Raw genomic sequence first — 13,108 nt, 5'->3', positions numbered from 1 at the left:
CAGAGCATAGAGGGTGAAAAGATATAATCCCTCCACGAGACCGCGACACTTTTTAAGTGAAAACGTATGCCGAACCGAGGATGAATTAACATCCTTTAATGCGGAGGAATCCCCGGAAGTAGAGGATAAAAAACCTTTACGATAACAAAATGACAATGTGGGAAGACCAAGGCCAAAAAATCATAAATACAATTTTACAAACTGAAGAAAAACAAGCTGACTTAAAACAAGGAATAGATGATTTACAACAATCTGTAAATAAAACGGATGCTACAGCAATTGTTAAATTGAAAGAAGCAATGAATGAATTGCTATTAGCTCTTAAACCAGTATTACTTGTAATAGCTGATATGGTTTCTGCTTTTGCTGATTTTATTTCAGCTCATCCAGTGTTGGCAGCTGCGATTACAGCCATAATTACTGTATTAGGTATTCTTCTTGGTCTGTGTGCTGCACTAGCGCCTCTGATATTAGTAATTACCTCTGGTGCGATAACCTGGGCTGGGGTAATGGCTGCTCTAACAAGTCCAATAGCTTTAGTAGTTGCCGCCGTCGCAGGCTTAATTGCTATATGGGTATTGTTTGGCGATAAAATAATGGCCATATACAATCAGTATTTCAAGCCAACAATAGATCAAATAGTATCTATAATTGTTGGGACTTTACAACCGGTATTTGATAAAGGTTTTACACTCATAAAAGATATTGTTCAAGATGCATTTGCAATTATTCAGCGTGTTTGGAATGAAATACTAGCACCTGTTTTTTCAAAAATCACCTCGGATATTAATACAGTCTTACTACCGGCATTTAAATTTGTATTTAGTGCTATCGGTAGTGTTGTATCAGATGCATTTGATGGAATCAAAGTTGTGTGGGATACGGTCTTAAAACCAATTTTAAATGGAATTATCGATTTCATTTCTGGTGCTTTTTCAGGAGACTGGGATAAAGCATGGAAAGGAATTGTGAAAATATTTGATGGAGTATTCAACGGAATAGAATTAGCAGCAAAAGCGCCAATCAATGCCGTGATTTCAATGATTAATGCATTGATTGAGGGTATTAACAGTATAGATATGCCCGATTGGGTTCCATTTGTCGGCGGAGGGAAAACTCATATACCAACAATCCCGATGTTAGCAACCGGAGGACATGTTCTTGGAGATGGATCGTTTATTGCTGGTGAAGCTGGACCAGAGTTATTTACCAAGAGAGGAAACCGTGTATCTGTAACACCATTATCCTCAAATGAAAAATCACTTGGTATAACAGGTACTATGAGTCGATTAATAGGCGACATGAGTTATTCAATGGCTATCTCTATGAAAGAGTTATCTGGATTGAAAAGCGTCATGAGCAATGTATATGGCAGTCTGGCTAACAGTTCAGAAGCAATGAATAGAAATGCTAGTCAAAGAACTGTGGATGGCAATTCCTCTTCAAATGCAAATAAATCGGATTCATATAACTTTGCTGATATGTTTAGAGGTTCTACATTTGTGGTTAGAGAAGAAGCAGATGTACAAAAATTAGCAGTAGAATTAGGGAAATATATTAAGACATCAGGGAGAAGGGTGGGACAACTATGAGTTTAACGATTGCTGGAAAAAGATTAAGTCAATTAAATTTAGCACTTTTACCAGGCTATCAACATCCAGCTTCCCCGCCAGTTCGTGACTATACCGTTTCTATTCCTGGTCGCCCTGGTGCTTATTACTTTGGTTCAGACATAGATCCTTTACAGTTTAATCTGCCATTAATTATTAAACCTCAAAAAAATAGATACTCTTTAGCAACAGCTATCAGGAAAATGGTAGCTGTTTTTATTGATCCGTACGGTAGGCCGAAAACGGTGAAATTGATATTTGATTATGAACCTGATAAATACTACTTGGTCCGGTATAGTGGTTCACTTCCGATTGACCGTTATTTTAGTATGGGGAAATTTGAGTTACCTTTGATAGCTTATGATCCTCATGCATATTCCATTATCGAAAGTACAGAAGACGTTATGTGGGGGGATAACATTCCGTTTATGTCAGATATTCTATTTGGTGGTAACGATTCTTCTTATGTTGTAACCAAACCACAGAATTTAAGTGTCAAAAATGCAGGTTTGAAAGTATCAAGGCCAGTTGTAGAAATATCCGGAAGCGCAACCTCCTTAACTCTTAATATGAATGGGGAGGTTTTTTCTTTTGGAACCTTTACTGATTCTTCATTTGTAATTGATGCAGAAAGATATGCAGCAATTAAGGATGGAAAAAACTTCTTATTTCAGTTAAAAGGAAATTTAGAAAAGTTAGATTTGAAACCAGGCGCTAATGCAATACCAATAGGTGGTACTAACCTAAACATTAACATTGCATTCAAGTACCGCGCTAAATATTGATAAGGTGGTGAATAGAAATGGCTGATGCGCCTCATTTATTAGATTCAGACAAGTTATGGCAAGGGATACCAAAGATAAATCAAGCAATTGATAATGCCAATGAAGCTTTAAAGCCAGCAGGAAGCGATAGAATTGCCGCTAACGCAATCACAAATTCCAAGATAATGGATGGTTCTGTGAACGGACCAAAACTAACAAAGTACGCTGTTGGTACTGATAATATCGCTACAGAGTCAGTAACTAATTCAAAAATAGCGAATGAATCGGTAAGTAACGCGAAATTAACAAAATTTGCAGTAGGTACTGATAATGTTGCTACAGAAGCAATTACAAACCCTAAAATCGCTCCCGAATCAGTGTCAGGGTCTAAAATTGCTCCGAAGGCAGTGAATTATACAAGGCTATCAGAAGATACTCGAGGCATAGGGATAAACACAGGTACTTTATATCCATTACGTTCGGCAGAGGTTTTAAATAATACCTTACCAAATCCCACACCAACAGATACACACCAAAACGTAATTCTATCTGTAAAAGTTATGGGAGCGAAACCTAATAAAATTTACGCTGTAGAAACCGTTTATGATGGATTTGTAGTTAGTGGAACAGCGAGGTATGGCGTTTCCTTTGGACAATTTGATAAACAAGATGATGGAAAAGTTGATGCAGCTACCTATAAGCAAGTTTTAAGTATTGTGGATGCCACTGATAATACAGTACCTATAACAGATTCAATCGTAACTAAAGTATACGATGTCCCGAATTACAAATTAAAAATAGTCGTAACATACAGCCGTGATAATATGGGTTCCTACAAAGGAAGTCGATTAAGTTATATCGCAGGAAGCAATTACTTCGGTTGTGTCATTCATCCTAATAGTTATGGATTTATAAATAATTGTGATATTGATGAAGTTAACATTTTAGGAGATAGTTTATCCGTTAATACGCAGCACGCCTCAAAACCGTATCATTCATGGGTAGGTGATTGGTTAGGCGCTAAAATTAATAATTATGGTATTAGTGGTTCGACGGTTGGAAGTAAATATGATCCTATGAGTGTTCGTTATACCGGTATGAGCGATACAGCTAAAGTTACACTTGTTTATGGTGGAACAAATGATTTTGGAAGAAACCAACTATTAGGAACTATGGCAGACAGAACGAACGATACGTTTTATGGAGCCATGCATGTGCTACTAAAAGGATTATTAGAGAAGTATCCAGATAAGAAGACTGGATTTGTTTCTATGCATCATTTCGGAAGCTATTTCCCTGAAACTAATCAGTTTGGTCTTACTATGATGGACTACGTAAAAGCTACAAGAGAAGTATGCGAATACTATTCAATTCCTTTGTTAGATTTATATGCAGGTGGCGGCTTTAACTTTGAAATAGAAGCACAAGCAACAATTTATAGTGTAGATCAGCTTCACTTTAACAATAAAGGTCATGAACGTTTAGCGAAGCTGATATATGAGTTCATTCTTAGATTATAAAAGTTTATAAAGAGTTGGTAATGTGGGGTTTATTATTAAATGTTCTAAATGCGGAGAAGAACAGGAATTCAAAAGTAACGAATTTAAAAAGGGAACAATTGATATGTATCTTCGTTCTTATGCATTCGGTGGAAATAGTAGTGCTGAACTGAGTATTAATTGCAATTGTGGTAACAGTATTGAACATAAAAAACAATCATATTAAGCAATGTTAAGGCGTGCAGAAGCAGGCTTTTTTATTTTGAAAAAAAGAGGTGTAATCATGGAAAAAGAATTTGAAGTTCGTCCGTTTGGAGTTAAATATATTTGTGATTCTTGTGAAGAGGGTGAAATGGTCTTAACAGATGACTTTAAAATATATGAAAAACATATGGAATTCACCCATAAGTGTCAAAAATGTGGAGCTGAAAGAGATTTTTTAGAAAAATATCCATTGATTAGGTATCAACAAGTATAGACAATATATAATTTCATCCCTAATATATAAATTGATTGATAATATAATATTAGGGGTGAAAAATATGATGGATTGGATAGCAGATAATAAAGTGCTTAGTGGGATTGGTGGAGTAATATTGACCATATTGGCTGGAATAATTGGAAACTTTATAAAGAAGAAAGATGAAAGTCAACCAAGTCAAACTATTACCGCAGGAGACAATTCTAATAATATTCAAGGCGGTAAGGATGTAAATGTAACGTTTGGTGAAAAAAATGAACGATAGACAAGAGTTAACAGCTGGTGATTACTCTAACAATATTCAAGCCCAAAAAGCTATCGTCAATCAATATGGTCTTAGTTACGAAAATGTTGAAAGAGTTGCTATGAATGTATTTAAGAGTAATTTTTATGATTTGGGAGACAAAGTTGACAAACTAGTTAATGAACGTGCTGAAGAAATAATAAACAAATATTTAAAGCAGTTAAAAGAAACAAACGCTGCAGCAATTGCTAATACTCAAGATCCGGATTTACGATTTGTTATTTACGAGGCGCAAAAGAATTATGTGAGACTTGGTGATAAAGAAATATCAGATTTATTAGTGGATATGTTAGTAAATAGAACGATTGAACAAAATGAATCGTTTATGAAATTAGTTTTAAATGAATCTCTTGCAATCATTCCTAAATTAACAATTAAACAAATAGATATTTTATCTCTAATTTTCATATTCAATTATGCTAGATTTAATGAAATGCCATTTGAAGAATATTATCCTCATCTGCATCCGTTCATACAAGATATCCCAACAAATGATATGTTTTATCAGCATTTGCAATATGCTGGCTGTTTATCAATTAGTATTGGATCATGTACGTATGAAAGTATTATGTCTAATAGGTTTCCGTATCTATTTAAAGAAGGTATAGATTATGATGAGGCAGTAAAGGATTTAAATAGTCTTAATCCAAATTTGAATTTATTTATGGATAGGTGGAATAATACGGAATTATGTCATTCAAGTTTGACGAGTGTTGGTATGGCTATCGCATATACAAATTTAAAAAGAAAAGTTAAAATTAGTGGGGACCTGAGTAATTGGATACATGAATAAAAAAGAGTCACTTTTGGCTCTTTTTATATTTTAAAGTAGGTGATACATTGAAACATATAAAACTCTATAACAAACAATTGCAACTCAAGGCATATCTTGAAAATGCATACAATATAAAATATAGTCCGCCGCTCAATGAACTTTGGACGGCGGGTTTTTCATTACCATTTACCGATCCAAAACGAAAAGAAATTGAAACATTTGATTATGTGGAGTTATTTGATAACGGCAAGCGCATTGGGATGTTTCGTATCATGGATAGTGATGAAGAAAGAGAAGTACATGAAAAAATAATAACTTATGATTGCGAGCACGTTTTATCTACTTTAATGGATAGCGTGCTTTTTGGTTATCACGAAAGAATTAATTTAACCACAAGGGAGAATATTGAGTATCTCCTAAGCAAACAAAGAATAAAGCATTGGAAACTGGGAAGATGTGATTTCGTGAAATATTTCCAATACAGTTGGGAAAATGAAGATACCATATTAGGACCGTTATATAGTATAGCAAAGCCATTTGACGAGAAATTCCAATGGACTTGGAACGATTCATCTTATCCTTGGACTTTAAACCTTGTACGATATTCTGATGAAATTACAGGCGAACTTCGATATCGAAAGAATATGAAGGGGATTAAAAGAAAGGTAGAAGCTAAAGATGTCATGACAAGGATTTATCCACTTGGTTATGGCGAGGGTGTTAATCAGCTTACGATAAAAAGTGTTAACAACGGTCTTCCTTATATTGATGCTCCTGATTTTGTCCGAGAGTTACATGATGGGTTTGATTATATTTGGGTAGATAGAAAAATTGAAGACGCAAAAACACTTTATGCTTCAGCGAAATCATTGTTGTTAAAAGCTTGCATGCCAAAAGTTACGTATGAAATTAGTGCAATTGATTACGAGTTAATTGATCCATACAAAATAGAAAAGTATGAGACTGGTAAGTTAGTTCGCTTGTATGATGAGGATTTTAATATATCGGTTGACTTACGAGTAATGGACCGTTCAAAAGATGATGTCACCGGTAATCCACTTGATGTAAAGCTTGTATTAGAAAATAAGGTAACTGATCTAGGGACAATACAAGCTGATATTGAAAAACGTCAGAAAGTCAACGAAGTGTATTCCCAAGGGACAACAAATATTGACAGTCAACCTTTCCAAGACAACTGTGATCCAGGTCATCCAGCTATCATAAGGTTTCAAATACCTAATGATGTTAAGAATGTGAATCAGCTGATACTTACATTCGAAACATTACGATTCAGGGCGTACGAGCGCGCTATTAAAGGCGGAGGCGCAGTAGTGGGTTCAACAAGCGCGGGCGGTGGTACAGTGTCCTCAACATCCGCTGGTGGTTCTATTGTACAATCGACGTCTAGTGGCGGTAGTAGTACACAAACATCAACTAGCGGTGGTGGTAGTGTGCAAACGTCTAGCGGTGGCGGAGATCACGTTCATAAGATGTTTCATGGTGGCGGTATTGTTCCTGCTGAACCGACAACGATAGGATTGTATACAGCTTTTTCTGATCCTGGTAGGAATACAGCGGCTTCATTTTACGCAAAAGGAACTGGGGCAAGCCTATACACACATGGTTCTAGTGGCGATCACACGCATAGTCTGTCCATACCAAATCACCAACATTCTATTAGCATTCCAGGCCACCAACATTCTATTAGTCTGCCAAACCACCAGCACGATATACATCTAGACCCGCACAGCCATGAAATCACCTTGCCAAATCACACCCATGATATTGAGTTCGGGATATTCGAATTATACCAAACCCCATCGAAGGTGACGATTGAAGTAGATGGGAATACATTACCGTTTGATTCAATAAGAGGACAAGATATTAATTTGATTCCTTATTTAGCCAAGGATTCTGATGGGAAACTTCAGCGTGGGCGTTATGTCGAAATTAAAATTACTCCAAATAGTTTAGCAAGGATAAACGCTACTGTTACAGGGCGACTGTTTATCCAGTCCAGAAGTGGCGGTACGTATTAAGATAAATCATAAAATTTAGAAGGAGATTGATAACATATGCAAACAATTGAAATCCATACACAAGGCGGATTGAAACATAAAGTACAGACTGAGGTATATAACGCAGAAGCATTAAATACGAAACTAAACGACAACGATTTAATTACAGTATTGATTGGTGATTTTATTATTCAACGTATTGACGTGAAACGTATCATTCCATTAAATATCATTGATGCGGAAGGCGCTAAAAAGGTAGAAGTTCACACAAACGCTGGAAAAGTAATTGAGATTACAACAAATGATTATGATCCAATCTACTTAAATGAACAATTGAACAATAGCAATACCATTACGGTTGTAATTGGTGACTATATTTTCTCTCGAATTGATGTAAAACAGGTTGTCCCTGTAAAAGAAGAACCTAAAGATCCGGAACAATCACCTGTAACCGAGCCTGAGCAATCGACAGACCAAATTGACCCGCCAACAACTGAAGAACCAGCAGGAGAAATAGAAGAAAAGAGTACAATTGAATAAAGATAGTTCCTTTTTTGAAACTTCTGAGACTAACGCTTGACCATTCTGTCTGTTTTTCGTTTTAATTAAGCCAAACGATTAGAGAGGATGATAAGATATGGAACAGAGTTCGGTATTTTATGTTAAGAACGTTGAAAAACAAGATGACAAATATTTTGTGCATGGTTATGGATATGATAAAGAACTAAATCTAAATTATGAGGATTTCTTTACGTATTATCACGGTCATATTGATGGTCGGTACCTTAATTCAGAGGAGGAGCGACTTTCAAAAAAAAGCATTCGTTATATTCGTAAAAACATCATAGATGCTATTAGGGATTACGACAAACAAGAGAACGCAAGCCAATAAGGGTTGCGTTTTTATTTTAAAAGGAGGTGAACAATTGGAGCGAGTTCATGACATTTTCAGAAGTCTTAACATAATCGATGTTTTTAATACAGCACAATTTAAATCCGCTTCACTTGTAAGTGGTGGAATAGGAACATTCTTAAGTCTAGTTTATGGAAAAGCGAATTTAATATGGATCTTTATTCTGATGATGGTAGTCGCGTTAGATTGGATTACTGGCAGTAAAGCATCAAAACTAGATGGATCGTATTCATCAGCATATGGAGTAGAAGGCATCGCGCGTACCGTGGTGCTTTTTTTATTGCCATGTTTAGCTCACTTGTTTGATATAGCATTCAAGCTACCAGATTTCTTCTTCTTTATGGTAACTGGCGGTTTAACATATCACATTTTCAACAGTTTCACAGCTAATTGCGTTCGTGTTGGTTGGGATAAATGGATTCCAACATGGTTATTAGAAAGTGTAGCGAGTGAAATTGAAGCAAAAATAAAACGTTCTGATACAAGGAAACGGAGGAAATAACGATGCAAGAGAAATTCAAGAATTATGGATTATGGGTGGCGTTATTCGCGTTGGTAGGGATGGTATTAATGGATGCCGTTCCACACTTTAACTTAGGAAGGTATCAAGAATACGTAGATATGATTCTATACATTTTGATTGCTGCAGGTGTTGTATCTAATCCTACAGCTGGCAAATGGTTTGCTGATAAACGAAATGAAGGAGCGGATAAGTAATGGGATATATCGTTGATATGTCAAAATGGAATGGAAGCCCTGATTGGGACACAGCAGAAAAACATTTAGATTTCGTTATCGCTCGTGTGCAAGATGGTTCTAACTATGTTGATCCCGTATACAAATCCTATGTAGCTGCGATGAAGACTCGCAACATTCCTTTTGGTAATTATGCTTTCTGCCGATTTGTATCGATTAATGATGCAAAGAAAGAAGCGCAGGACTTTTGGAATCGCGGTGACAAGAGCGCTACGGTTTGGGTGGCGGATGTAGAAGTGAAAACAATGGAGGACATGAGATCCGGTACACAAGCTTTTATCGATGAATTACGGCGACTAGGTGCTAAGAAAGTTGGTTTATATGTCGGCCATCATATGTATGAACCTTTTGGTATGGCGAATGTGAAATCTGACTTCGTATGGATTCCGCGTTACGGCGGTAAAAAGCCAGCATACTCTTGTGATATTTGGCAATACACGGAAACAGGCAATGTACCTGGCATTGGTAAATGTGATTTAAATGAATTAATCGGTAGTAAGTCTTTATCTTGGTTTACTGGAGCAGAACAAAAACAGGAGCAAGTACAAGTGGAGGAACCTAAACAAAACATCATCCAATCAGGTGCTTTTTCGCCTTATGAAACTCCTGATGTTACAGGGGCGTTAACATCCTTAAAAATGACTGCTAAATTCATTTTACAACCTGATGGATTAACATATTTCGTTTCCGATCCAACTTCAGACACTCAATTAAAAGCAATGAAAGAATACCTCGATCGTAAAGGTTGGTGGTATGAAGTTAAGTAAAAAATAGTTTGATGTATAAAAAAAGTCGCCCTTAATTGGACGGCTTTTTTATACAAGTTTACTTTTGCTATATCTTACTACATTATAACGACTATGCCATAGTTATTGTATTTGGTTTCTATTATAAATTGGTATTAAATAATTTAATTGAAGTGCACTGCATTTCTACCCATTCATTTGCTATATCTTGCTCGATTCCTTCTATATCAATTAGTGCTATACTATCATAGACATTTAGTGTTGCTAAGTTATCCTCACTGTTATAATCTAGCTTAGCGATGACTTTAAAGCCTTCATCATTCTGGATTATTGCATTTGCATTTTCATCTGAAAAGGCTATATTTGTATTCCATATAAATTCATCATCTATATCTATTTCTACATTATAGTTCTCATTTTCTTCTGGCTTATCGCCATCCCAATCAGCGATAAATTGACTGCTATCAACTTGAACTAATACTTTATATCCATCTATTAACTTTTCTGATATATCTACTATTTTTACATTCATTGCTTATTACTCCTTTATTATTTTTTATATGGTACTCTAACAAGGGTATTGTCAACATTCATAACATTATTTACTGGGTCATAGGTCCATGTTTCTTCATGATAGTGGAACTTACTTGGTTTTGAGTTCATTTCATGAGAACCGAATCGTATACTTCTAGTTCCATCAGCTGAAAATATTCTATCTGCGTCTTCTAATCCTGTTCTTGGATGAACATTAGTATGCGTACCAGTTCCTAAAAACTCATCCCACTTAGTTACGGCGTCTTGTACTTTCACAGGTTTATTAGCATACACTTCTTTGTGATAGCCTCTACCAGGAATATTTTTAGCTTCAGCCACCCTCTCAGCGTTCTTAATACCTTCAGCAGCCTTCTCAGCGGTCTTAACACTTTCAACCGCATTTGCAGTCATTTTAACTCCTTTTCCTACTTTAGCTAGCTTTCCAAAAGGGGTAAGGCCAGCTACAGCCATGAAACCTGCTCCAGCACGTTCCCACCCAGAAAGTTTTTCGCCAGTAGATGGATCAATACCATCCCAAACGCGACGAATATCATACTCACCAGTTAATTCACCAGTAATATCTCGAGCTAGTTTACCGCTATCAAATCCTTTTTCTTCAGAAGAAGGCTTACCACACATTGCACCTTCTTCCATTGTAACATCTTGATCATCCGCATTACGGAATTTTTCAGCAATTCGTTTTAAATCTTCTTCCACTTGTATAATTGAATTGATAGCTGTAAAAGCTTTTGGTCTCGCATCATTGAACATTTGAATGAACTGTTGATTAGAGGCACCAATCCATTGAAAACACAATTGATCTATTTCATTACATAAATTATTATGTATAGATTCTAATGCGATTCGGGTATTACTTGCACGATTAGCAACTTCTTCTAGCATTTCAGGTGTTACTTTGATTTGAACCATTTTTTTCCTCCCTCCCCCAATTAAAATTATGAGACAAAAAGAAAAAAATGTAAATATAGAAACTTTAGATTAATATAATAATATTCGCGTGAAATAGAATCTGCTTAATTGTAAATGAAGCCTATATATGTTAAATATTTTCTTACAAAAGAATAGTTTTATGAATAAAAATTATTACCTGATTCTATATGTAGATAATTATATCTTGATTTTTGAATTTATAGATGTTAGTGTAAGTATACACCGTTTCTTATTTATCTATTAGTAGTGTCTGTAGAACGAATAGAATAATTTGAAAAAAATCCCCTTTTGCACCTATATGCAGAAGGGGATTTTAATATTTATGAGATTTAAAATTTACTTTTAGATAATACTTTAAGTACTGGCTTTACAATTAAACCTATTAAACGAAAGTCTTTAAATATAGAGCGTACAACTTTCAAGAAGATACCCCCTAAAAGAAATTATATATTAAGTATGTATTATTTCTTTTCTTTAACTTCGTATTTAACTTCAATGAAATTTAATACTTTACCTTTTGAATCATCATTTTCAAATTTGGTGTTATATAAGTCTACTCTAGTACAACTTCTTTATAGCTTTCATATACATGTCTGACCCTTGATTTATTAAGATAAAACCATCATTAACCTCAGAATTATTCATATTATCTAGGTAAACGTATACGTCTTCTATCCCGTCACGCATAATTTTCAACGAACGTAAAATAAGTTCATGAACATCTTTTTGCCCATCACCAGGTGTTAGAGCATTGAATTTGTTTGTTACGTTTGATACATTAGCTAATGCGTCTCTGAAACGCTGTTTTGATGTACTTAGCGTACTATCTTCATTAATTATCTTAGACATTTCACCCATAGAGGTTTCTAACTCTTTAGTTAAATCCATAACTTCAGTCTTATAAGCTTTTGCTGCGGGGCTTTCTTTAGCAGTTTCTTGTTTGTCTGATGCATCTAGAGATGTACTATCTTTTAAATGGTCTTTAGATACCTCACAACCTCCACCCACAAGCATGAGTGCAAGTGCGAGATATACTAGTTTCATTGCTTTCATTTTAGTGTATTCTCCTTGTGATATTATTTGTTTCTCTAGTTAGGGCTCTCTTCATTACTTAAGCCAACATTAATATAATTCGACCTCTTGTTTTTTATGTTGCAAAAACGAACGACCTTTCCTGGTTTGATTAGACCTATAATTAATGCAATTACTGATAGTATTGGCACTAATAAAAACAAAAACATTAATGCAGTAAATAAATAAAAACCCTTTATATATGTAAATCAAAATATAATTATAGCAGGAATAAGTGGTTGAGTTACATAATTATTGTAAAAAAATCTAATTTATACTTTCTTAAGCTCGCATAAACCCATATTCAAAGTAAAACTTGTCCGTCCATTAAGCTACTTAAAATCCCTTTGGATGGGTTATTGTATTAATGAAGAGTAGGATAGACATGTATGGAAATGAAAATAAATTTACAGCTTGTGAAATGATTATATAATAGAAGAAAAACGAAATATTTATATTGTCATCACCCTGTTGGCGTCAACCTCATGCGCCTAATGGCAACAAAAAACATCTACTTCGTCCCATTCGGTCAAGATGCACCAGAGAAAAAACCGAACTCAATGGTAGCTCGTATGGAGCTGCTTGAAGATACAGTATTAGAAGCGCTGCAAGGAAAGCAATTGCAACCGGTTGTCGTAGAAAAATTCAGATATATGAATTAAAAAACGAAAAAAAACGGACAATTT

General features: G+C 35.2%; 15 protein-coding genes and 2 pseudogenes. 14 read left to right on the top strand and 3 right to left on the bottom strand.

The genetic code is table 11. From position 1 onward, the window contains the following. Positions 1 to 152: 152 nt before the first annotated feature. The 13 genes and pseudogenes from ILS93_RS06560 to ILS93_RS06500 form a co-directional block, all read left to right on the top strand. Positions 153 to 1,592, top strand: a pseudogene (locus ILS93_RS06560) (phage tail protein); the annotation flags it as partial. After that, positions 1,589 to 2,395, top strand: coding sequence for a distal tail protein Dit (locus ILS93_RS06555; protein WP_222660215.1), 807 nt, complete (start codon positions 1,589 to 1,591; stop codon positions 2,393 to 2,395). The pseudogene ILS93_RS06560 and the gene ILS93_RS06555, both read left to right, overlap by 4 nt. A 17-nt stretch (positions 2,396 to 2,412) precedes the next feature. Next, positions 2,413 to 3,894, top strand: a complete 1,482-nt coding sequence (locus ILS93_RS06550; RefSeq protein ID WP_222660212.1) for an SGNH/GDSL hydrolase family protein — start codon at positions 2,413 to 2,415, stop codon at positions 3,892 to 3,894. Positions 3,895 to 3,916: 22 nt separating this feature from the next. Continuing rightward, positions 3,917 to 4,099 carry a hypothetical protein gene (locus ILS93_RS06545; protein ID WP_222660210.1) on the top strand — a complete coding sequence of 61 codons (183 nt, stop codon included), beginning with the start codon at positions 3,917 to 3,919 and terminating at the stop codon, positions 4,097 to 4,099. 3 nt (positions 4,100 to 4,102) lie between these two features. Further along, on the top strand, positions 4,103 to 4,351 hold the full coding sequence (locus ILS93_RS06540) for a hypothetical protein (protein WP_261783935.1): 249 nt from the start codon (positions 4,103 to 4,105) through the stop codon (positions 4,349 to 4,351). 67 nt (positions 4,352 to 4,418) lie between these two features. Beyond that, on the top strand, positions 4,419 to 4,619 hold the full coding sequence (locus tag ILS93_RS06535; RefSeq protein ID WP_222660208.1) for a hypothetical protein: 201 nt from the start codon (positions 4,419 to 4,421) through the stop codon (positions 4,617 to 4,619). Beyond that, entirely contained in the window at positions 4,609 to 5,451 is an 843-nt protein-coding gene (locus ILS93_RS06530; protein ID WP_222660206.1) for an LPO_1073/Vpar_1526 family protein, read from the top strand. Before ILS93_RS06535 ends, ILS93_RS06530 begins: the two co-directional genes overlap by 11 nt. 47 nt (positions 5,452 to 5,498) lie before the next feature. Further along, entirely contained in the window at positions 5,499 to 7,472 is a 1,974-nt protein-coding gene (locus tag ILS93_RS06525) for a phage tail protein (RefSeq protein ID WP_222660204.1), read from the top strand. A 36-nt stretch (positions 7,473 to 7,508) separates the two neighbouring features. Beyond that, positions 7,509 to 7,991: a hypothetical protein gene (locus tag ILS93_RS06520; RefSeq protein WP_222660202.1), complete on the top strand. Its 483-nt coding sequence runs from the start codon at positions 7,509 to 7,511 to the stop codon at positions 7,989 to 7,991. A 97-nt stretch (positions 7,992 to 8,088) separates the two neighbouring features. Then, complete coding sequence (locus ILS93_RS06515) at positions 8,089 to 8,343, top strand: hypothetical protein (protein WP_222660200.1); 255 nt, start codon at positions 8,089 to 8,091, stop codon at positions 8,341 to 8,343. Positions 8,344 to 8,377: 34 nt separating this feature from the next. After that, on the top strand, positions 8,378 to 8,866 hold the full coding sequence (locus ILS93_RS06510; protein WP_222660198.1) for a phage holin family protein: 489 nt from the start codon (positions 8,378 to 8,380) through the stop codon (positions 8,864 to 8,866). Between the two features lie 2 nt (positions 8,867 to 8,868). After that, the gene (locus ILS93_RS06505) at positions 8,869 to 9,081 is read left to right on the top strand and encodes a hypothetical protein (protein WP_222660196.1); all 213 of its coding nucleotides are present in this window, start codon (positions 8,869 to 8,871) and stop codon (positions 9,079 to 9,081) included. After that, positions 9,081 to 9,887 (top strand): N-acetylmuramoyl-L-alanine amidase C-terminal domain-containing protein, encoded by an 807-nt coding sequence (locus ILS93_RS06500; RefSeq protein ID WP_222660194.1) that lies wholly within the window; start codon positions 9,081 to 9,083, stop codon positions 9,885 to 9,887. The genes ILS93_RS06505 and ILS93_RS06500 overlap by 1 nt, the downstream gene beginning before the upstream one ends. Positions 9,888 to 10,008: 121 nt before the next feature. Here the strand turns inward: ILS93_RS06500 and ILS93_RS06495 are convergent, their stop codons facing one another. From ILS93_RS06495 to ILS93_RS06485, 3 genes are all read right to left on the bottom strand, one after another. Beyond that, entirely contained in the window at positions 10,009 to 10,398 is a 390-nt protein-coding gene (locus tag ILS93_RS06495) for a hypothetical protein (protein WP_222660192.1), read from the bottom strand. Between the two features lie 17 nt (positions 10,399 to 10,415). After that, positions 10,416 to 11,330, bottom strand: coding sequence for a WXG100 family type VII secretion target (locus ILS93_RS28660; RefSeq protein ID WP_261783933.1), 915 nt, complete (start codon positions 11,328 to 11,330; stop codon positions 10,416 to 10,418). 579 nt (positions 11,331 to 11,909) lie between these two features. Beyond that, on the bottom strand, positions 11,910 to 12,404 hold the full coding sequence (locus ILS93_RS06485; protein ID WP_088047312.1) for a hypothetical protein: 495 nt from the start codon (positions 12,402 to 12,404) through the stop codon (positions 11,910 to 11,912). A 491-nt stretch (positions 12,405 to 12,895) separates the two neighbouring features. Between ILS93_RS06485 and spoVFB the strand changes: the two are divergent. Further along, positions 12,896 to 13,084, top strand: a pseudogene (gene spoVFB / locus ILS93_RS06480) (dipicolinate synthase subunit B); the annotation flags it as partial. Between the last annotated feature and the right edge of the window lie 24 nt (positions 13,085 to 13,108).

It is taken from the genome of Bacillus sp. 16GRE42 (assembly GCF_019837435.1).
GTDB classification, from domain to species: Bacteria; Bacillota; Bacilli; order Bacillales; family Bacillaceae_G; genus Bacillus_A; species Bacillus_A wiedmannii.
The sequence above is the reverse complement of the archived record's forward strand: the minus strand, read 5'-3'. Positions and strand labels throughout refer to the sequence as shown.

Bases quoted from the DNA above. Each gene is read 5' to 3' on its own strand.
- ILS93_RS06555 (WP_222660215.1), top strand. From the start codon at position 1,589: ATGAGTTTAACGATTGCTGGAAAAAGATTAAGTCAATTAAATTTAGCA.
- ILS93_RS06550 (WP_222660212.1), top strand. From the start codon at position 2,413: ATGGCTGATGCGCCTCATTTATTAGATTCAGACAAGTTATGGCAAGGG.
- ILS93_RS06540 (WP_261783935.1), top strand. From the start codon at position 4,103: ATGTTAAGGCGTGCAGAAGCAGGCTTTTTTATTTTGAAAAAAAGAGGT.
- ILS93_RS06535 (WP_222660208.1), top strand. From the start codon at position 4,419: ATGGATTGGATAGCAGATAATAAAGTGCTTAGTGGGATTGGTGGAGTA.
- ILS93_RS06530 (WP_222660206.1), top strand. From the start codon at position 4,609: ATGAACGATAGACAAGAGTTAACAGCTGGTGATTACTCTAACAATATT.
- ILS93_RS06520 (WP_222660202.1), top strand. From the start codon at position 7,509: ATGCAAACAATTGAAATCCATACACAAGGCGGATTGAAACATAAAGTA.
- ILS93_RS06515 (WP_222660200.1), top strand. From the start codon at position 8,089: ATGGAACAGAGTTCGGTATTTTATGTTAAGAACGTTGAAAAACAAGAT.
- ILS93_RS06505 (WP_222660196.1), top strand. From the start codon at position 8,869: ATGCAAGAGAAATTCAAGAATTATGGATTATGGGTGGCGTTATTCGCG.
- ILS93_RS06500 (WP_222660194.1), top strand. From the start codon at position 9,081: ATGGGATATATCGTTGATATGTCAAAATGGAATGGAAGCCCTGATTGG.
- ILS93_RS06495 (WP_222660192.1), bottom strand. From the start codon at position 10,398: ATGAATGTAAAAATAGTAGATATATCAGAAAAGTTAATAGATGGATAT.
- ILS93_RS28660 (WP_261783933.1), bottom strand. From the start codon at position 11,330: ATGGTTCAAATCAAAGTAACACCTGAAATGCTAGAAGAAGTTGCTAAT.
- ILS93_RS06485 (WP_088047312.1), bottom strand. From the start codon at position 12,404: ATGAAAGCAATGAAACTAGTATATCTCGCACTTGCACTCATGCTTGTG.